General features: G+C 66.7%; 17 protein-coding genes and 1 tRNA gene. 7 read left to right on the top strand and 11 right to left on the bottom strand.

Annotation, left to right across the window (positions count from 1 at the left end; genetic code table 11):
• Positions 1 to 173: 173 nt before the first annotated feature.
• Positions 174 to 956: a thioredoxin-like domain-containing protein gene (locus FHU35_RS08725; protein WP_145737809.1), complete on the top strand. Its 783-nt coding sequence runs from the start codon at positions 174 to 176 to the stop codon at positions 954 to 956.
• Positions 953 to 1,621 (top strand): DUF305 domain-containing protein, encoded by a 669-nt coding sequence (locus tag FHU35_RS08730; protein ID WP_145737810.1) that lies wholly within the window; start codon positions 953 to 955, stop codon positions 1,619 to 1,621. The genes FHU35_RS08725 and FHU35_RS08730 overlap by 4 nt, the downstream gene beginning before the upstream one ends.
• Before the next feature lie 43 nt (positions 1,622 to 1,664).
• Here FHU35_RS08730 and FHU35_RS08735 read toward each other — a convergent pair whose 3' ends face one another.
• The gene (locus FHU35_RS08735; RefSeq protein ID WP_145737811.1) at positions 1,665 to 2,582 is read right to left on the bottom strand and encodes a cation diffusion facilitator family transporter; all 918 of its coding nucleotides are present in this window, start codon (positions 2,580 to 2,582) and stop codon (positions 1,665 to 1,667) included.
• Between the two features lie 245 nt (positions 2,583 to 2,827).
• Here FHU35_RS08735 and FHU35_RS08740 point away from each other — a divergent pair.
• Positions 2,828 to 2,900: transfer RNA gene (locus FHU35_RS08740), tRNA-Arg, on the top strand.
• Positions 2,901 to 3,051: 151 nt separating this feature from the next.
• Here FHU35_RS08740 and FHU35_RS08745 read toward each other — a convergent pair.
• From FHU35_RS08745 to paaZ, 8 genes are all read right to left on the bottom strand, one after another.
• Positions 3,052 to 4,407: an LCP family protein gene (locus tag FHU35_RS08745; RefSeq protein ID WP_342788497.1), complete on the bottom strand. Its 1,356-nt coding sequence runs from the start codon at positions 4,405 to 4,407 to the stop codon at positions 3,052 to 3,054.
• Positions 4,408 to 4,485: 78 nt separating this feature from the next.
• Positions 4,486 to 5,376 (bottom strand): dihydrodipicolinate synthase family protein, encoded by an 891-nt coding sequence (locus tag FHU35_RS08750; RefSeq protein ID WP_145737812.1) that lies wholly within the window; start codon positions 5,374 to 5,376, stop codon positions 4,486 to 4,488.
• Positions 5,377 to 5,589: 213 nt separating this feature from the next.
• On the bottom strand, positions 5,590 to 6,669 hold the full coding sequence (paaE, locus tag FHU35_RS08755) for a 1,2-phenylacetyl-CoA epoxidase subunit PaaE (RefSeq protein ID WP_246110140.1): 1,080 nt from the start codon (positions 6,667 to 6,669) through the stop codon (positions 5,590 to 5,592).
• Between the two features lies 1 nt (position 6,670).
• Complete coding sequence (gene paaD / locus FHU35_RS08760; RefSeq protein ID WP_145737814.1) at positions 6,671 to 7,162, bottom strand: 1,2-phenylacetyl-CoA epoxidase subunit PaaD; 492 nt, start codon at positions 7,160 to 7,162, stop codon at positions 6,671 to 6,673.
• Entirely contained in the window at positions 7,156 to 8,040 is an 885-nt protein-coding gene (paaC, locus tag FHU35_RS08765) for a 1,2-phenylacetyl-CoA epoxidase subunit PaaC (RefSeq protein WP_145737815.1), read from the bottom strand. The genes paaD and paaC overlap by 7 nt, the downstream gene beginning before the upstream one ends.
• 7 nt (positions 8,041 to 8,047) lie before the next feature.
• On the bottom strand, positions 8,048 to 8,335 hold the full coding sequence (gene paaB, locus FHU35_RS08770) for a 1,2-phenylacetyl-CoA epoxidase subunit PaaB (RefSeq protein WP_145737816.1): 288 nt from the start codon (positions 8,333 to 8,335) through the stop codon (positions 8,048 to 8,050).
• Positions 8,332 to 9,279 (bottom strand): 1,2-phenylacetyl-CoA epoxidase subunit PaaA, encoded by a 948-nt coding sequence (gene paaA / locus FHU35_RS08775; protein WP_145737817.1) that lies wholly within the window; start codon positions 9,277 to 9,279, stop codon positions 8,332 to 8,334. The genes paaB and paaA overlap by 4 nt, the downstream gene beginning before the upstream one ends.
• Positions 9,279 to 11,321, bottom strand: a complete 2,043-nt coding sequence (gene paaZ / locus FHU35_RS08780) for a phenylacetic acid degradation bifunctional protein PaaZ (protein WP_145737818.1) — start codon at positions 11,319 to 11,321, stop codon at positions 9,279 to 9,281. The genes paaA and paaZ overlap by 1 nt, the downstream gene beginning before the upstream one ends.
• Before the next feature lie 366 nt (positions 11,322 to 11,687).
• Here paaZ and paaI point away from each other — a divergent pair, with 366 nt between their 5' ends.
• Genes paaI through FHU35_RS08795 form a run of 3 tightly spaced genes read left to right on the top strand, consistent with a single transcriptional unit; the run spans position 11,688 to position 14,074 of the window.
• Positions 11,688 to 12,077, top strand: a complete 390-nt coding sequence (paaI, locus tag FHU35_RS08785) for a hydroxyphenylacetyl-CoA thioesterase PaaI (RefSeq protein WP_145738055.1) — start codon at positions 11,688 to 11,690, stop codon at positions 12,075 to 12,077.
• 10 nt (positions 12,078 to 12,087) lie between these two features.
• Positions 12,088 to 13,434: a phenylacetate--CoA ligase PaaK gene (paaK, locus tag FHU35_RS08790; RefSeq protein ID WP_145737819.1), complete on the top strand. Its 1,347-nt coding sequence runs from the start codon at positions 12,088 to 12,090 to the stop codon at positions 13,432 to 13,434.
• A gap of 22 nt (positions 13,435 to 13,456) precedes the next feature.
• The gene (locus tag FHU35_RS08795) at positions 13,457 to 14,074 is read left to right on the top strand and encodes a TetR/AcrR family transcriptional regulator (RefSeq protein ID WP_145737820.1); all 618 of its coding nucleotides are present in this window, start codon (positions 13,457 to 13,459) and stop codon (positions 14,072 to 14,074) included.
• Between the two features lie 164 nt (positions 14,075 to 14,238).
• Here FHU35_RS08795 and FHU35_RS08800 read toward each other — a convergent pair whose 3' ends face one another.
• Positions 14,239 to 15,801, bottom strand: coding sequence for a solute symporter family protein (locus FHU35_RS08800; RefSeq protein ID WP_186459310.1), 1,563 nt, complete (start codon positions 15,799 to 15,801; stop codon positions 14,239 to 14,241).
• Complete coding sequence (locus tag FHU35_RS08805; protein WP_145737822.1) at positions 15,801 to 16,220, bottom strand: DUF485 domain-containing protein; 420 nt, start codon at positions 16,218 to 16,220, stop codon at positions 15,801 to 15,803. The genes FHU35_RS08800 and FHU35_RS08805 overlap by 1 nt, the downstream gene beginning before the upstream one ends.
• Before the next feature lie 829 nt (positions 16,221 to 17,049).
• Between FHU35_RS08805 and FHU35_RS08810 the strand changes: the two genes are divergently transcribed.
• Entirely contained in the window at positions 17,050 to 19,992 is a 2,943-nt protein-coding gene (locus FHU35_RS08810) for a sensor histidine kinase (protein ID WP_145737823.1), read from the top strand.
• Position 19,993 lies beyond the last annotated feature (1 nt).

The raw sequence follows: 19,993 nt of genomic DNA on the forward strand, positions 1-19,993 counted from the left end.
CCAGACCGGTGCCTGCGCACGACCGAGACGACCACAGGGCGTGATCGGGCCGTTGTCTGTGTGTGAGAACGTGTGGTGGCGAGCATTTGCCTACCGGCACACCGCCATACGGGCAATCTCTACACTGGCGGGCGCTGTCCCCAGGTTCTGGCGAGACGAGGTTTGCGAGCAGCATGGCTAAGAACAAGGCGGTGCGCGGCGCCGCGGTGGTGAACCAACGGTCGATCCCGTGGGTGCTGGTCGCCGGGGTGACGGTGGTCGCGGTGTTCGCGTCGGTCATCTTCGGCTACGCCTACAGCCGGTGGTCGGATCAGGCAGCGACACGTGACGCGCAGGCCGCAGCGGAGAAGGCCACCGAGGCGTTCAAGCCCTCGCCGCAGAACCCGGACCCGTCGAAGGGGATCCAGGGCGTCGTCACCGCTGACTACAAGGCGCAGCAGCACGTCACGCCCACCCAGCGCGTCGCCTACGACAAGAACCCGCCCTTCGGCGGCCCGCACGACGGCGTCTGGGCCGACTGCACCGGCGTGGTCTACCCGCAGCCGGTGCGCACCGAGAACATGGTCCACTCGCTGGAGCACGGCGCGGTCTGGATCGCCTACAACCCGGACAAGGTCGACGAGGCCTCCCTCGACCGCCTCAAGGTCCGCGCGCAGGGCAAGCCGTACACGATGCTGTCGCCGTACCCGGGCCTGGACAAGGCGGTCTCCCTGCAGTCCTGGGGCCACCAGCTCAAGGTCGACAACGCCGACGATCCGCGGATCGACCAGTTCATCACCGCGCTGCGGCTGAACAACAACGGCGTGTACCCCGAGATCGGCGGTTCCTGCCAGGCCTACCCGGGCGCGTTCGACACCAACAACCCGCCGAAGTTCGACGCGAGTCCGCCCGGGCCCGACGCGGTCACCATGGACGGCAAGGGCTCGAACACGACCGCAGGCCAAATGGGGCAGTGAGCCCGTTGCCCCAGGCACGACGCATCACACAGGCCATCGTCGCCGTCGTCGCGGCGATCTCCCTGCTCCTGTTGGGGGCGGCGCTCGGACTGCTGGTCCGGGTGCCGTCCTTCGACAGCTCAGAACCCGAGGTCACGCCTGTCGACATCGGGTTCTCGCAGGACATGAGCGTTCACCACCAACAGGCGGTGACCATGGCGACGCTGGCGCGGGAACGCGCCGATGACGTCGCCGTCCGGCAACTCGCCTTCGACATCGAGACCAACCAGCGCGACCAGATCGGCCGCATGCAGGGCTGGCTGGGGATCTGGAACCAGCCGGCGCAGACAACCGGTCCGGTCATGCAGTGGATGACCGAAACCGGGGGCCACCAGCACGGCGCCGCTCCGATGCCGATGTCCGGTGGCGCGCTGATGCCCGGCATGGCCAACAGCGAGGAACTCTCCCGACTCAGTTCGCTGCGCGGACCCGAGTTCGACGTCTACTTCCTCCAGCTGATGCTGCGCCACCACCAGGGCGGAGCGCCGATGGCCGAGTACGGCGCGGTGCACGCCTCCGTGCCCGCGGTCCGCGCCCTGGCCAAGAACATGCTCGGTTCCCAGGGCAGCGAGATGGAACTGATGAAGACCATGCTCACCCGGCGCGGTGCTCAGCCGCTGAGCTGAGCATGGGAACCTTCCGCTCACTCCGAGCGGGGAGCCACCCCGCTCACCAGGTCAGTTCGCGGCAGCGTGCGGCGCAGTCCGCCGGCTCGACCTGAAGGGTCGCGTGCTCGATCCGGTAGCGCTCGGACAGCAGGCGCTGCGCTGCGGTGAGGACGCCCCCATGATCGACGTCCGGTCCTGTCGTCAGGTGGGCGGAGGCGACTTCCATGCCTGAGGTCAGCGTCCACACGTGGAGGTCGTGGACCTCGGTGACCGAGGGCAGAGCAGCCAAGTCGCTGCGCATCTCCCGCACGTCGAGCCCCTCCGGCGCCTGCTGCACCAGGATCCGCAGCGCCTGACGGGCGAGCTTGAACGTGCGGGGCAGGACGAACAACCCGACGCAGACGGCGATGATCGGGTCAGCCAAGTACCAACCGAAGGCCCAGGTCACGAAGCCGCCCACCAGCACACCGGCCGAGCCGATGGTGTCGGCGAGGACTTCCAGGTAGGCGCCGCGCACGTTGAGGCTTTCATCGGCCCCCTTGCGCAGCAGCCCGAACACGACGAGGTTGGCCACCAGACCGGCTGCGGCGGTGACCATCATCGGCAGACCCGCGACCTCAAGGGGCTGCCGGAAGCGCTCCACCGACTCGAACAGGATGTAGCCGGCGACGCCGAAGAGCAGCAGGGCGTTGGCCAGCGCGGCGAGAACTTCGACGCGGTAGAGGCCGAAGGTGCGCTTGTTGCCTGCGGGGCGCTTGGCTGCCGTGATCGCGGCCAGCGCCATACCGACACCGAGCACGTCGGTGAGCATGTGGCCCGCGTCGGAAAGCAGGGCCAGCGATGACGTCATCCATCCGACGACCGCTTCGAGCACGAAGAAGGCGAGCAGCACGCCGAACGCGATGGAAAGCCTGGTCAGGTAGCGACCGGACGCGTGGGTCGCGTCAGCAGCGGATCCATGCCCGTGGCCGTGCCCCATCTCTTTCGCCTCCTCACATCCACAGCGGATACATAGCAAAGTATGCATGATTTCGGAGACGGGGCGAAAGTGGCCTGAAACGTAGATCACCGCCACTCTCGCGCCCGCTCCCGCAGCGGTGACAGAAAGGTTCCCGTGCGCTCACCGGACGACGACGCCACGATGAACACCACCGACGCGCAAGCCGACCCCGCCCCGAACCCACGCCGAGCGTGCGTTAAGCTATCGATCGTCCGCAGCGACGAGCCCTCGTAGCTCAGTGGATAGAGCACTGCCCTCCGGAGGCAGGTGTCGCAGGTTCGAATCCTGCCGAGGGCACAGCAGATGGACATCCAAAACCGCCCCTGGCCAGCAAGAAACTGGCCAGGGGCGGTTTTGTGCGTGAGCCACTGTCCGCCGATGGTTGGAAGGCAGCAGGAAGGCCGGAAGCTGCTCCCGCGCATGACTTTCCGAGGATGGCCTTGGGTTGTCAGTTCACGATCAGATCTTCCGGGACCGGATCGTCGGCTTCCATCGCCGCGAAGAGCCGCAGCGCCTTCTGCTTGTCCCACCGGCTGGCCGTGGCATCGGTGACCGGAACCGTCGTCGTCACCACGCCACCCGAGGATATGCCGCGCATTGCCCAACCCAGCGACAGCAGGTCGCCGGGACCGTCCGAGTCGAGCATCGTCAACGCATCCGCACCCTCGTCCGCCAGCGCGTACGCCCGGAAGGGGTTGATCAGGGTGGTGATGCTCGACGCCTCGGAGACCAGGGCACCGATGAACTCGCGCTGGTTGGCGACCCGGTCCAGGTCTGATCGCGGAGTCGCGTCGCTGTAGCGCATTCGCACGAACGTCAGGGCGTCCGGGCCGTTCAATGTCTGGCAGCCGGCTTGGAGGGTTTGGCCCGTCTTGGTGTCGTGCATCTCCCCGTCCAGGCACATCTCGACGCCGCCGACCGCTTCGACGAGGCCCGTGAAGCCGCCGAACCCGACTTCCGCGTAGTGATCGACGCGCAGCCCGGTCGCCTGCTCCACCGTCTGCGCCAGCAGGCGGGGGCCGCCCACGGCGAAAGCCTCGTTGATCTTCACCCGGCCCTGCCCCGGGACCGGCACTCGCGAGTCGCGCGGAATGCTGATCAGCGTGGGAACCGTGGAGTTGTCCGGCAGGTGCGCAACCATGATCGTGTCCGTGCGCTGACCAGACGCATCTCCCACGTGCAGGCCGGTCGCCGTCTCCGGATCTAACCCATCCCGACTGTCCGAGCCCACTACCAGCCAGTTCGTGCCCGCTGCGGCCTCCGGTCGGCCCGGGTAGTCGGGGAAGGCATCGATCCGGTGGACCGAGGAGTCGACGTGGAACCAGAGCCAGCCGGCGAACACCACCGGCAACACCACCACGGCCACCAGCAGCAGAACCCCCCGACCCTTCCAGCCCCGCCTCGGCGCCCGCCCCACCCCACCTCTCACCGGGTGCGGCTGCGCATTCCAGTCGCGCCGGATCCTATTGGCGTTCATATCAATGAAGACGCCCCGGCTGGCCGGAGGTTGTCCGCTCCGCGCGACGAGTCCTCGTAGCTCGGTGGAGAGAGCACTGCTTCCGGGGGGCAGGTGTCGCCGGCCGAAAACTGCCGAGGGCACCGCAAATGCGTCCCTGGCCAGCAGGCCAGGGACGGTATTGCGCGCCGGGTTTTTCAGCTGATGGTTGTAGGCAACGCGCGTGCATTCGCAGCAGACATCGCTGCGCAGTTGCGGACTACACCCCGGGACGACAAACCCTTGATATCGCTTGCGGTTTTGAGGGACCCGGACGCCCTTGGCCCCATGTCGGGCATCGGCTGGCACCGACGATGGTGCCGTTCCCCACGGTCGCAGAGGCCGACGCGACCAGAACGACCTTGCCTCCCGGCCTCCCGCCAGCCATCAGCGCAGACCGAGCCGCTCGATGGTTTCAGCGACCGCAGCCCTGTCTTCGTCCGCCAAGCCGTTGAGAGGTCGCGGCAAGTTGGGATGACCGACCAAGTCGAGCAGTTCGGCGATCGCGGAAACCACGCGGAGGCTCCCGTGACGGGTGAACAGTTCCCACAAGGGCTGCAACCGCTCTGATTCCGCGACCGCAGACGCCGATTCCCCTGCCAGCGCTGCGCGCGTGATCGTCAGAGCCGGTCCGGGCAGGGTCCCGCCCACGACCGAGTACCAGGCGTCGCACCCGGCGTTGAGTCCCGTGGCAGCCAGCGGATCGCCACTGACCCCGATGGTCATCGTGGCGGGCAGCAAGGACCGAAGACGAGCTAGCCGACCTTCGGCCTCGCTGGTGGCACGCGGAACCCCGGGAATCTTGACCGAGGCGACGTTCGGGAGTTCGGCGATGCGGGCGTAGAGGTCGTCGGTGAAGGTGAAGTGCGTGGTGCCGGGGTTGTCGTACACCACCAGCGGAACCGAGAGCTCCGCGGTGACGTCGGCGTAGAGACCGAACACCTCGTCGGACGTCAGCTGCTGGTAGGTCATCGGCGCCAAGAGCACTCCCGAAGCGCCCGCGTCCTGCGCGTCTTCGGCGAGTTCGAGTACGTCGCGGGTGCGCAGCGCACCGATGCCCACGATCACCGGGGTACCGCCGGCATGCTCGACGGCCAGCCGCGCGGTCCGGGCGCGCTCGGCACGGTCGAGGTACGCGTACGAGCCGGTCGAGCCCAGCACGGTGATCGAGTCGACCTGCGCGGCCGCGAGACGCTCGACCAGGCCGGTGAAGGCCTTCTCATCGATACCGCGGCCGGTGACGGGCGTCAGCGGGAAAGCGCTGAGTCCGGTGAACATGTTTCCTCCCCCACGAGGTCAGGCCGGGCGAACGACGTGAACGCGTCCACCACACGAGTTGCGCAGCGCTCCTGAACGAAGCGCGCCGACCCCAGCTTGATCCCCTTCATCGCGTTCCGCCGAAGGCGATAGGCGAAGCGGAAAGATCCGCCTTCGGCACTCGTCTCTTCGAGGAAGGACCCTTTCCGCGCGTCGACCTCGTGGACCTGCTGCTCAGGAGTCGTAATCGACCGTGAGGACGTCGCTGACCGGAAGCGATTGACAGGTCAGGACGAATCCTTCGGCCACTTCCGCCTGTTCCAGTGCGAAGTTGCGGCGCATGTCGACCTCCCCCTCGGTGACCTTCGCCCGACACGTGCCGCAGACGCCTCCCTTGCACGCAAAAGGCAAGTCGGGCCGGGCCTTCTGGGCACCGTCGAGGACCGATGTCTCTCTCGAGAGCGCCGTGGTCGTGCGCCGGCCGTCGAGGACGATGGTCGTCTCGGTCGTCTCACCCGCTGGCGGCGCATCGACGTGCTTCACGGGTTCCGGCGGAACGTCGTCCACGTAGAACAGCTCGCGGTGGATGCGCTCGTCCACCACCCCGAGTTCGCCGAGCAGCTGCTGAGCCCCGGTGACCATGCCGAACGGCCCGCACAACCACCACTCGTCAACGTCGCCGACCTCAGGCACGAGGGCCATCAGCGCGCGCAGCTTCTCCTCGTCGAGACGCCCGGTGAACAAGTCGGCTTCCCGCGGTTCGCGCGAGAGAACGTGCACCAACTCCAGCCGCTCGGGATAGCGGTCCTTCAGGTCCGCCAGCTCGTCGGCGAACATCACGGTGTCGGTCCGGCGGTTCCCGTAGACGACCGCCGCGGTGGCGGTGGGGTCCTTCAACACGGTGGCCGCGATCGACAAGAGCGGCGTGATGCCTGATCCGGCCCCGATCAGAACGTGATGCCCGGATACCGACTTCGGGCAGAACGCTCCGGTAGGGGTTCCCACTTCAATCTCGTCGCCGGGACGCACCTCGTTGACCAGCCACGTGGAGAACAACCCGTCCGGAACTTCGCGGACGCCGATGCGCGGAAGGGTCCCTTCAGCCGAGCAGATCGAGTACGACCGCCGCTCCTCGCGTCCGTCGATCACCCGGCGCAGGGTCAGAGACTGACCTGCCCTGAAGTCGTAAGTGCCGTCGAGCTCCGGGGGCACCGCGAAGGTGACCGCGACCGCGTCGTCGCACAGGTGGCTGACCTCGGCCACCGTCAACGTGTGGAACTCGCCCCGCACCCGGGACTTGGTAGACGCCGTCACCTCAGATCTCCTTGACATGTTCGAACGGTTCGGCGCACGCGCGGCAGCGACGCATCGACTTGCACGCCGTGGCGCCGAATTCCGACAGCAGTTGCGTGTCCGCCGCGCCGCAGCGCGGGCAGGTCACCTGCCGCTCAGGCGGGTTCAGGGACAACGGAACCGGCCCGGGGCCGCGCGCAGGAGCCCCTCCCGGAGGCGCGATGCCGGCCTCGGCGAGCTTGCGGCGGCCCCGCTCGCTGATCCAGTCCGAGCTCCACGGCGGCTGCAGCACCGTGCTCACCTCGACGCGGGGGTAGCCGGCTCCCTGCAGCGCGTGGACGAGGTCATCGCGCATCGTGTCCATGGCCGGGCATCCGGTGTAGGTGGGCGTGATGGACACCTTCACCGCACCGTCCTGTTCGGACACCTCGCGGAGCACCCCGAGGTCGGCGAGCGTCAGCATCGGCAGCTCGGGATCGCACACCGTCTCCGCAACGGCCCTGGCGGTCACCACGTCGCCTCCGGGTGTACGCGGGCGACGCTCTGCAGCTCCGCCACGAGGTATCCCATGGCCTCCGTGTGACGGCCGTGCCGCCCGGTGCCGCCCGCCACTCCTGCCTTCCCGGCAACTCCCGGGGCTTCCAGGGTCGCGGCCTGCAGAACCTGCTCCAGCACCGCGTCGAACTCCTCGCGCGCAGCTGCCGGGTCGACTGCAACTCCTGCCTCCGCCAAGCGGGCCTCGACGTCGTGCGCGACGAACATCTCGTCCACGTACGGCCACACCCCGGTCAAGGCCGCCTGCATGCGTTCACGGGAGAAGGCGGTGCCGTCACCGAGCCGAACCGCCCACTGAGCGGCGTAGTCGCGGTGATAGGTCAGTTCCTTCACGCCCTTGCCCGCGATGGCTGCGAGAACCGGGTCACCGGAGGTCGTCAGGCGCTGCAGCAGGGCGAGCCGCCAGGTGGACAGCAGCAGGAGGACCGCGGTGAGGTGCGCGAAGTCGCCGCGTTCCACCTCGGCGAGGCGGACGTTGCGGAATTGGTTCTCATCGCGGAAGAACGCGTAGTCGTCCTCGCCGCGATCGCTGCCGTCGGCCTTGCCCGCCCGCGCCAGCAGCAGCCTGGCCTGCCCGAGCAGGTCCAAGCCGATGTTGGCGATCGCGACCTCGTCCTCCAGCTCAGGCGCGAAGGTGCACCACTGCTGCAGCCGGTGCGAGAGAACCAGTGCGTCGTCACCCAGCATCAGGCAGTACTCGGCCAGGTCCGAACCGTCCACACCGGACGGGACAGAGGTGTCGACGCCGGCCAGCGGATCTTCGAACCCGGTCCCGAAAGCCCAGCGCGAATCGTCGTGCGCGTCGATGAGTGCCTCGTAGGCGTTGTCAAAGGACATCGTCGGCTCACATGTGGGGAACGTTGTCGGGAATGTCGTAGAAGGTCGGGTGCCGGTACACCTTGTCCCCGGCGGGTGCGAAGAAGGGATCCTTCTCGTCAGGGCTGGACGCCGTGATCTCGGAGGCCTTCACCACCCAGATGCTCACGCCTTCGTTGCGCCGCGTGTAGAGGTCACGCGCGTGGTGGACGGCCATCTCGTCGTCGGCGGCACGAAGGGACCCGACGTGCACGTGGTTCAAGCCTCGCTTGCCCCGCACGAAAACCTCGTAGAGCGGCAGTTCGGTGCGGCTCATGCCTTCGCCTCCGTCATCTTGCGGGCGTGCGCAGCGGCAGCCTCGCGGACCCACGCGCCGTCCTCGTGCGCCTGACGCCGCCGGGCGACGCGTTCTGTGTTGCAGGGACCGTTCCCCTTGATGACCTGCTTGAGCTCATCCCAGTCGACCGGGCCGAAGTCGTAGTGCTCGCGCTCGGCGTTCCACTCCAGCTCGGGATCGGGAAGGGTCACGCCGAGCACCTCCGCCTGCGGAACGGTCATATCGACGAACCGCTGCCGCAGCTCGTCGTTGGTGTGCCGCTTGATCTTCCAGAGCATCGACTGCTCGGTGTGCGAGGATTCGGCGTCCGGCGGACCGAACATCATCAGCGACGGCCACCAGAAGCGGTTCACCGCGTCCTGGACCATGTCCCGCTGCGCTTGGGTCCCCTTCATCATCGTCATCAGCAGTTCGTAGCCCTGCCTCTGGTGAAAGGACTCCTCCTTGCAGATCCTGATCATCGCCCTCGCGTAAGGGCCGTAGCTGGAACGGCACAGAGGCACCTGGTTGCAGATCGCGGCACCGTCGACGAGCCAACCGATCACGCCGACGTCGGCGAACGACAGCGTCGGGTAGTTGAAGATCGACGAGTACTTCTGCCGGCCGCTGACCAGCTTCTCGGTGAGCTCCTGCCGATCACCACCGAGCGTTTCGGCCGCCGAGTACAGGTAGAGCCCGTGCCCGGCCTCGTCCTGCACCTTGGCCAGCAGGATCGCCTTGCGCCGCAACGAAGGTGCCCTCGTGATCCAGTTGCCTTCCGGCTGCATCCCGATGATCTCGGAATGCGCGTGCTGGGCGATCTGCCGGATCATCGTCGTGCGATAGCCCTCGGGCAGCCAGTCCCGGGGCTCGATTCGCTGATCCTTGTCGATGGTGTGCTCGAAGTGCTGCTCGAGCTCCTGGTCGGACAACGTCGTCGTCATCACTTCTCCTTGGCCACCAGGGTGAGCACGTCGTACTTGGCGACCGAATCGTGGTCCTGGTTGGTGACGTCGGCGTCCCAGCGGACCTCGCCGTAGTCGGCGCTCTCGCGGGGCGTGATCTGCTTGCACGTCAAGGTCACGGTCAGTTCGTCACCGGGCTTGACGGGCGTGAGGAACCGCAGGTTCTCGAGTCCGTAGTTGGCGAGCACGGGGCCGGGTTCCGGTGACACGAACAGGCCCGCCGCGAAGGAAACAACCAGGTACCCATGCGCGACGATCCCACCGAACAGCGGGTTCTCGCGGGCAGCGTCCTCGTCGGTGTGCGCGTAGAAGGTGTCGCCGGTGAACTCGGCGAAGTGGGCGACGTCCGCGTCGGTGACGGTGCGCGGGCCCGCGACCACAGCATCACCGACCTTCAGCTCGGCCAACGACTTGCGGAAGGGGTGGACGTCACCTTCTGAACGAGGGGCACCTTCCACCCATCGGCCGGTCACCTGGGACAGCACTTCCGGGCTGGCCTGAACCGCGGTGCGCTGCATGTGGTGGAGCACGCCGCGGATTCCGCCCATCTCCTCGCCGCCACCGGCGCGGCCTGGGCCACCGTGCACGAGCGACGGCATCGGCGAACCGTGCCCGGTGGACTCCTTCGCATCATCGGCGTTGAGGACCAGGAGACGGCCGTGCCAAGGGGCGGCACCGAGCACCACGTCCCGGGCGAACCGCACGTCACCGCTGACCACCGATCCCGCGAGGCTTCCGTTCCCGCGCGCCGCGTAGTCGACGACCTGTTCCACCGAGCTGTAGGGCATCAGGGTCGACACCGGCCCGAACGCCTCAACCTCGTGGGGCTCCGCTCGATCGGCATCCGCCTTGAGCAGAACCGGTGAGATGAAGGCGCCCTTCTCCGCATCGGCGTCGACGACATCGACCTGATCGGGATCACCGAAGACGATGCTCCCGGCACCCTGCAGGGCCTTCAGCGAGCGGCGGACCTCTTCGCGCTGCTCGATGCTCGCCAGCGCCCCCATCCGCACGTCGGTGTTGGCGGGGTTGCCGACCTTGATCTTCGCCAACCGTTCGGCGACCGCTTCAGCGACGTCATCGATCAACTCGGCTGGAACGAACGCACGCCGGATCGCGGTGCACTTCTGACCGGCCTTGACGGTCATCTCTGTGACCAGCTGCTTGACGTAGAGGTCGAACTCCGCGGTGCCGGGTGTGGCGTCCGGACCGAGGATCGAGCAGTTGAGCGAGTCCGCCTCAGCATTGAAGCGCACGGAGTTGCGCACGATGGCCGGGTGAGCGCGCAGCTTCTGCGCGGTGGAGGCCGAACCGGTGAACGACACGAGGTCCTGGCCAGTGACGTGGTCGAGGAGATCGCCCGCGCTCCCGCTGATGAGCTGCAACGTCCCCTCGGGGATGAGGCCCGAGTCGACGATCAACTCGACGAGCTTCTCGGTGACGTAGGCGGTCTGGCTGGCAGGTTTGACCAAGCTCGGCACACCAGCGAGGAAGGCCGGGGCGAACTTCTCCAGCGGACCCCACGCCGGGAAGTTGAAGGCGTTGATCTGGACCGCGACACCGCGCAGTGGCGTCGCGACGTGCTGGCCGAGGAACGTGCCGCCCTTGCTGAGGGGCTCCACGTTCCCGTCGACGTAGACGGTGTCGTTGGGCAGCTCGCGCCGACCCTTGCTGGAGTAGGCGAAGAGGACACCGATTCCGCCGTCGATGTCGAACTTGGAGTCTCCAGCGGTGGCACCGGTCTTGGTCGAGAGTTCGTAGAGCTCTTCGCGGTGCTCGCGGAGATGCGAGGCCAGCGCCTTGAGCAGGGCTGCGCGTTGGTGGAAGGTCAGTTGCCGCAGCGCCGGGCCACCGACCCGGCGACCGTGGTCGAGCGCGGCGGCCATGTCGATGCCCGCGGACGAGATGCGCGCGACCTCGGCTCCTGTGACGGCGTCGTGCAGTGGCGCGCCTTCGCCGTCGCCCACCTGCCAGCCGCCGCTGGCGTAGCTCCGCAGAACCTTGCTCTCTTCCTGAGCCATCGCGCCTCGCCTCTCCGAATAACTAACCGAACGGTCGGGAAATAATGCTAGCGCGGCCGGCCGGAGAACGAAAGCGTCAAAGGCTCCCTTCCGCCGCTCAAGGCGCTTCAGGCAATCGCCGTGACCGAGAGCTCCGCGACCGTGAGGGGTTCCGCCTGCGCCTACGCTTGATCCTTAGAGCACAAGCGGACCCGGCATCCTCACCCGCCAGCCCAGGAGGGATGCATCCACATCCGCAACCCTTGACATCGGCTTGCCCGCTGCTTTTACTTGGGCGGATTTATTTACCGTCCATTCGGTCAGTAAGCAAGGCGGTGGGACCCGGTGACACCCTCGGCGAACCGACTCAGCGACTCCGCGCGGTCGATGCTCGAATCCGACGTCGCTTCGGCGTCGCTGGGCATCGACGTGACCGCCGCTCATGACGGCGCCGCGGTAGCTCGGATGAAGGTGACCGAACAGATGGTCAATGGGCACGACATCACGCACGGCGGCTACGTCTTCTTGCTCGCCGACACGACCTTCGCAGCTGCGTGCAACAGCCACGGTCCCGTCACGGTCGCCGCAGGGGCTGAGATCTCGTTCGTCACGAGCGCACACCTCGGCGACGAGCTGGTGGCGACCGCGCAAGAACGAACTCGCTATGGCCGCAACGGCATCTACGACGTCACGGTGCACAGGTCCACCCCCACCGGACCTGAGGTCGTCGCGGAGTTCCGCGGCCGGAGCCGGACCATCGGCCAGATCAAGCGTTGAGGAGTCCCCCATGACGACCATGCACAACGAAGTGCCGAGCGCGCGACGCCTGGGCGCCGCTCCCCCGGTGGACGACCTCTCGCCGGTCGAACGGCTGAGCACTGACGAGCTCCGCGCCCTGCAGCTCAAGCGCTTGCAGTGGACGCTGCACCACGCGTACGCGAACGTTCCCTTCTACCGCAAGAAGTTCGACGAGACCGGTGTGCACCCGGATGACTGCCGGGAGCTGGGCGACATCGAGAAGTTTCCCTTCACCACCAAGCAAGACCTGCGGGACAACTACCCCTTCGGCATGTTCGCGGTCCCGCAGGACCAAGTGCGCCGCGTGCACGCCTCCAGCGGTACGACCGGAAAACCCACCGTCGTCGGCTACACCGAGTCCGATCTCGACGCGTGGGCGACCGTCGTCGCGAGATCGATCTTCGCCGCAGGCGGGCGGCCCGGCCACAAGGTGCACATCTCCTACGGGTACGGCCTGTTCACCGGGGGACTCGGCGCCCATTACGGCGCCGAGAAGCTGGGAGCGACCGTCATCCCCGCCTCGGGTGGCATGACCGCCCGACAAGCGCAGATCATCAACGACTTCCGCCCCGAGATCATCATGGTGACGCCGTCCTACATGCTGACGCTCCTCGACGAGTTCGAGCGCCAGGGGATCGATCCGCGCAGCACCTCTCTCAAGGTCGGGATCTTCGGCGCCGAACCGTGGACCGAGCAGATGCGCCGCGAGATCGAGGAACGCGCCAACATCGACGCCGTCGACATCTACGGCCTGTCCGAGGTGATGGGACCCGGTGTGGCGCAGGAAGCGGTCGAGACCAAGGACGGCCTGCACATCTGGGAAGACCACTTCTACCCCGAAGTGATCGACGCGATCGATGACGTGCCCCTGGCCGACGGGACGACCGGGGAGCTGCTGTTCACCTCGCTGACCAAGCAGGCTCTTCCGATCATCCGGTACCGGACTCGCGACCTCACCGCATTGCGCCCCGGCACGGCACGGCCGGCCTTCCGGCGCATGGACAAGGTCACCGGCCGCAGCGACGACATGATCATCCTGCGCGGAGTCAACATCTTCCCCACCCAGATCGAGGAGATCGTTCTCGACACCGCTGACCTCTCCCCTCACTTCCAGCTCAGGCTCACACGCGAGGACCGGATGGACCGCCTGACCGTGCTGGTCGAGGCACTTCCCGAAACGGCACCGGAACGGCGAGGGCACGCATCGGCGGAGATCGCCGATCGGGTCAAGGACGGCGTCGGCGCGAGCGTGGGAGTGGAGATCGTCGATCCGGGTTCCCTCGAACGCTCGGTCGGCAAGCTTCACCGCGTCAACGACCAACGCCCTCGCGACTGAGACGACTTGCGATAATGCGCTCATGACCGAACCGCCCAGCACCCGCGTCACCAAGCGTGGTCGCCCCGGCTACGACCTGGAGTCCTTGCTCGTGGTGGCGGTCAAGCTGTTCAACGAACGCGGTTACGACGGCACCAGCATGGAAGATCTGTCGCGCAAGCTGCAGATCACCAAGTCGGCGATCTACCACCACGTGCGCAGCAAGGACGAACTGCTACGGCTGGCCGTCAACCGCGGGCTGGACGGCCTGTTCGCGGAAGCGGACAAGTTGGAGAGCATCGACGGCCGCGCCATCGACAAGCTCGAATATCTCGTGCGAGCTAGCGTCGGCGTGCTGGTCGACCAGCTGCCCTTCGTGACCCTGCTGCTGCGGATCCGCGGCAACACCAAGGTCGAGAAGGCCGCGCTCGCCCGCCGCAGGGAGTTCGACCAGATCGTCGCCGATCTGGTGAGCAAGGCGGCTGCGGACGGCGACCTCCGCCCGGACGTCGATCCCGCGACGGCAGCCCGCCTGCTGTTCGGCATGGTCAACTCACTGGTCGAGTGGTATCGACCCCGCCAAGGCGCCGACGCGGAAACGCTCGCCGACACCGTGGCGGCGGTCGCCTTCGACGGCCTCCGGGTCCGCAAACAGGACTGACCGGATCGAGGGAGCGCAGAAGCTCTCGGACACTCCCGGCAGCGCCGAGGGCCGACCCGTCCAGGCCCGATCCCTTCGTTCGTACTCGCCCTTCCTGCGCACGACGCGAGGGAACCTTCCTGCCAGGGAAGTAGCAGGAAGGTTCCCTTGCGCGGCGCAACGGCTCAAGAAGCTCCGATGCCGGTGAGCGAGCGAACCTCCATCTCATCGGCGCGGTTCTCCTCATCGCTCTCGCCTAGCAGCGTGCCGATGTACCCGAACAGGAACGACGCCGGGATCGACACCAAACCGGGGTTGTTGAGCGGGAACCACGCGAAGTCGACGCCGGGCACGATCGAGGTCGGCGAACCGGACACGACCGGGGAGAAGATCACCAGCAGCAGGCAGGTGCCCAGCCCTCCGTAGATGCCCCACAAGGTGCCGCGCGTGTTGAACCGCCGCCAGTACAGCGAGTACAGCAAGGTCGACAGGTTCGCGGAGGCGGCGAACGCGAAGGCCAGCGACACCAAGAAGGCGAGGTTCTGCCCGTTGACCAGAATGCCGCCGACGATCGAGGTGGCACCGATGATCAGCGCGGTCAGCCTCGCGACCCTGATCTCGGAGTCCGGATCGGCCTGACCACCCTTGAAGACGTTCGCGTACACGTCGTGAGCGAAGGAAGCGGACGCGGTCAACGTCAGACCGGCCACCACGGCGAGGATCGTGGCGAATGCGACGGCCGCGACCACTCCCAGCAGCACCGTTCCGCCGATCTTGTAGGCCAGCAGGGGCGCCGCGGAGTTCTCACCACCGGGAGCGGCCAAAATCGAGTCCGTGCCGCTCACCGCACCCGAGCCGAAACCGATGACCAGCGTGCACACGTAGAAGACCGACATCGTGACGGTCGCCCACACCACGGAACGCCTGGCCTGCACAGCGTTGGGCACGGTGTAGAAGCGCATCAGCACGTGCGGAAGGCCGGCGACGCCGAGGACCAGGGCCAACGACAACGAGACGAAGTCGAGCTTGGTGGTCCCGTCCTTCCCGTACTGGGCTCCGGGCGAGAAGATCCGCTCTCCCAGCGGGTTCTTCTCGGCAGCGTGCTGCAGCAACGACGTGATGCTGTAGCCGAACTTGCCCATCAGGAACAACGTCATGAGCGCCACGCACAGCATCAGGGCGACCGCCTTGATGATCTGCACCCACGTGGTTCCCTTCATGCCACCGACGAGCACGTAGACGATCATCAGCGCGCCTACGGCTGTGATCACCAACGCCTGACCTCCGGCGCTGTGCACGTCGAGCAGGAGGGCGACCAGACTTCCGGCACCTGCGATCTGGGCGATCATGTAGATGAAGGAGATCACCATGGTCGACACTGCGGCGGCTGCGCGCACCGGACGCTGCTTCATCCGGTAGCTGAGCACGTCCCCCATGGTGAACCTGCCCGTGTTGCGCAGGAGTTCCGCGACGAGCAGCAGGTTCACCAACCATCCGACCAGGAATCCGATCGAGTAGAGGAAACCGTCGTAACCGTGCACGGCGATGGCGCCGGCGATGCCGAGGAACGACGCAGCCGAGAGGAAGTCGCCCGAGAGCGCGATGCCGTTCTGCGCACCGGTGAACTGCGAGCTGGCCGCGAAGTAGTCGGTGGTGGATCCCGCGCTGCTGACCCGGTAGACGATGTACAGCGTGATCAGCACGAACACGGCGAAGATACTGATGTTGAGCATCGGGTTGGTGTCCATCACGGCCGCTCCTCACCGGTGACGTTGCGGTAGAGCTCAGCCGCTCGCGGGTCGATTTCGTTCGCCGCGTATCGCAGGTAGAGAGCGGTGATGAGCAGCGTGCTGGCGAACTGGCCGACACCGAGGACGAGCCCGATGTTGACCGCGCCGAAGAGCCGGATGCCCATGAAGTCCGGGAAGTACGCGGCAAGGACGACATAACCGACGTACCAGAGCAGGAACACCAGGGTCATCGGGAACGTGAACCTGCGCAGCTTTCCGCGCAATTCGCGAAACTCATTGCTGTGTGCGATGCCGTGAAAGTCGGGGCCCGCCTCGCCTGGGAGCGCGACGTCCGTGCGCCTGGCGGATTTGTCGATTTCACCGAAGGTCGCTTCGGTTTGTCGAGATGGCGGCGGGGGCTGGGTGGCGTTGCGCATGCATCCTTCCAAGAAATCGGACAAACATCGACGTATTCTCCGCCGATGCGCAAAGTCCCCCAACTTCGTCCGAACGCCCGGCGTTCGCGATCTTCATTGATCTCGAATTCCAGAGGCTCGGTGACCGCACGACTTGCGATGCCAACCAGGGCGGGAGTCTAACGATCAATTCGCGCCACCTGGACCACTGCAGCGACACACCACACCTATTGATGAACCACGCAGTCACTACGCGTAATTACTACAGGAGTGAACTCGTACCTTCCCGAGCGTCGAGCGGGGTCGATCCTGAACGGAGAACCCCTCCAACGGAGACGATATTCGCTGATCAGAGGCGAAATTAGGGGAGGGTAACACGGTTCGAGCATGGGAACCTTCCGGTCATTTCCGCCTCCGGCGCCACCCGATCGGCGACGTTCTCCCTATCGGGTGACTAAAGCTCTTCCGGCCTCCACGGCGCCGAACACGATCAGTGTCCAAAGTGCCCACCGATCCGGGCCTCACCCACGAAGATGATCTCCACTTCGACGAATTCGCAGGTCAGCGCACTGGATTCAATAAAGGTAGTAGATCATTCCGGTGAGGTAGTGTTCTGCACGCCGACGACCGGTGCGAACTGATTTCGATGCCGCCGCGATCACCCCCGACATCGCAGGCCTTCGAATACCGCCGTCGAAGACCGCACGGCCACCCGCGAAAAACCCCGAAACGCAGGCAGCGCCGCCAACCACGAATGACCTGCCGCGCACACCGAGGCGGGCCGGCCTGCCCACCACACGAACGCGCAGTTGGCGATGAAAGCTTCGACCGCGCGGGAAAGGACTGCGTCGTGAGCAGCGGAGTAGAAGACCCGCCCGCGAACGCGACCCGGGCATCCATGTGGTCGCGCGCCACATCTCGAATCATCACGTGGCACAACTGGAAGCTCCCGGTCAAGATCGCCGCTGTTGTACTCGTCCCGGTCATCTTCGCGATCGTGCTGGGCGTCCTGCAGATTCGCGGGCAGATCACCGAAGCCAACAACTACGAGCAGATGGACCGGGTCGTGTCAGCCGGTCGTGCCGTTCGCACTGCCGTCGACAGGCTCCAAGAGGAGCGGAGCCTGTCCGCCGAATTCCTGGTCCGCGGCCAGGTGACCGACGCCGACGTGCAGAACCGGTTCAAGGCCTCCGACCGGGCGCTCGCGGAAACCCAACGGCTGCTGCGCGCCGCACCTGACAGCGCCGCGGTGCGCTACGCCTCGCAGGAAACGGAGCGGCAGTCCACGGAGCTCGACCCGATCCGCAGGCTCGTGGTCGACGGCCGCGCCGATCCCGGCATCACCGCCAACTCCTACACGGAGCTCATCGACGTGATGCTCGCGCTGGACCGGACCCTGATCAGCCAGATCTCGTCTTCGGAGCTGGTGGCCACCGCCACCACCGTGCACGAGCTGGCCAAGATCAGCGAAGAGGTGCAGCTGCAGCAGGCCCTGGTGCTCACCGGCCTGGCCCAGGACAAATTCACCAGCGACAACCTCACTCGTCTCGCAGCCAGCGAATCCCGCCGCACCGCCGCGGTCAAGGAGTTCCGCGCTGCCGCCGACCCCCAACAGCGCGTCCGCTACGACCAGCTCTACGCCAATCCCGAGGTGCCGGCCCGGGAAACCTCGGTCCAGCTGGCCATGGCCGAGCAGGACAACACACGATCCAGTCTCTCCTCACACCTGGTTTCGACCGCGACGTGGAAGAACCAGTCGCACACCGCAGCTCAAGCGCTCAACACGCTCCAGGGCGAGCTCGATCGCCAGTTGCACGAAACCGCGTTCACCCTGCAGGACACGGCGGGCAACCTCGCCGGTCTCGCGTCGGTCATCCTGCTGACCGCACTGCTGATCGCCGGTGCGATCGTGGTCATGGTCGCCAGGCATCTGCTCGGTTCGCTCGACCTCCTGCGGCACAGCGCTCTGGACACCGCCAACCACCAGCTGCCCACCGCGGTCGCCGACATCCGAGCCGGACACGCGCCACAAGCCGTCCGCCCGGTGCCGGTCGAGACCACCGACGAGGTCGGCGAGGTTGCCCGGGCCTTCGACGACGTGCACACGCAGGCCGTCAACCTCGCCTCCGAACAGGCGGAACTCCGCAGGAGCTACAGCGACTCGTTCATCAACGTCTCGCGCCGCAGCCAAAGCCTGCTTGAACGCCAGCTGCGCCTCTTCGAACAGCTCGAACGCGACGAAGAGGACCCCGACCAGCTCGCGACGTTGTTCCAGCTGGATCACCTCGCGACCCGGATGCGCCGCAACAACGAGAACCTGATGGTGCTTTCCGGTGCGGACCTGGCGAGGCGCTTCACCCGGCCCACCACGCCGGCGGACCTGCTGCGAGCGGCAGTGTCCGAAATCGAGCACTACCCGCGGGTGAACGTTCAGCAGCTGCCGGACACCAAGCTCGTCGGCTACGTGGCCAGCGACCTGGTCCGGCTTCTGGCCGAACTCCTCGACAACGCCGCGAACTTCTCCGCACCGCAAACCCAGGTCGCGGTGTCCGGGCAGCGAGGCGATGACGGCTCACTGCGCATCGACATCGACGACGAAGGCATCGGCATGAACCCGGCCGAGCTCGCGGAAGCGAACCAGAGGCTCACCTCGGACGAGGAGATCAAGCGGTCCACCTCCCGCCGCATGGGCCTGTTCGTGGTGGGCCGCCTGGCCCGCAGGCACGGCATCCGGGTAGAGCTGATGCCTGGTCAGGAGAGCACCGGAGTTCGCGTGTCCATGACGCTTCAGCCGGACCTGCTGGTCGACGACGTCTCCGTTCCCACGCCGCGTACCAACGGTGTCTACCGTCCGGGACACGACGACGACACCCTGATCAGGCAGTTCGACTGGGAAGCGGCCGAGCAGGACGCAATCAGCGACCCGCCCACCCACAACGGGTTCCACCTCTTCCGGAGCACCGGAGAGGACGCCGCGGACAGCTCACCCAACGACCTGTTCAACGGCTACGAGCTTTCGGCGGAGCCTCCGCCCGCGATGGAGGTTCCCGAGACCGCGGAGTCGATCCTCGACGAGCTCTCCTCCGCGTGGTTCCTGGAGCGGGAGGACGGTGACCCCGACGCGGAGCCCGAGTTCCGCTGGCCAGACGGGACTGAGGACGGCCCGAACACTGAAGTCATCGCGGCTGTGAGGACGGACGAGGGGGCGCCATCCTCCGATGCCGGTCCGACCGCGAACGGCGCGGAACCTCGTGATTGGAACTTCGCCAGCGACGAGGTCAAGCAACGCGCTGAAGAGGTCGCGGCGGCTGAACCGACCGATTTCACCTCTGCCGGCCTGCCTCAGCGAGTTCCACTGGCGAACCTCGTGGCGGGAAGCGCTGACCGGGTCGACGACGTCGAGGCTCGTCCCACACGTGATCCGAACCTCGCACGGGGCCGACTGGCGAGCTTCCAGGCGGGTGTCCAACGCGGCCGCCACCGCCTGAACCAGGCTTCGCACGCTGCCGGCACCGACGCGCAGGAGTCCGCCACCGCGCGTCCGGAGCTGGTCGAGAGCTCCGAGGCGGCAGAGCCGCCGGACATGGGTGAAGCCGAGCAGTACACGCCCTCGGGTCTGCCTCGGCGGACCCCCAGAGCCCAGCTGGTATCGGGATTGGCCACCGATTCGGCTGCCACACCACCGCGCGACGCCGACGTGATGCGCGGCAGGCTGGCCAGCTTCCAACGCGGTGTCCGCGAAGGCAAGCACAGCCTTCGCGACCCACAACCGTCAACGGATGAGTCCCGGTGAC

This window comes from Saccharopolyspora dendranthemae (assembly GCF_007829955.1).
Classification (GTDB): Bacteria; Actinomycetota; Actinomycetes; order Mycobacteriales; family Pseudonocardiaceae; genus Saccharopolyspora; species Saccharopolyspora dendranthemae.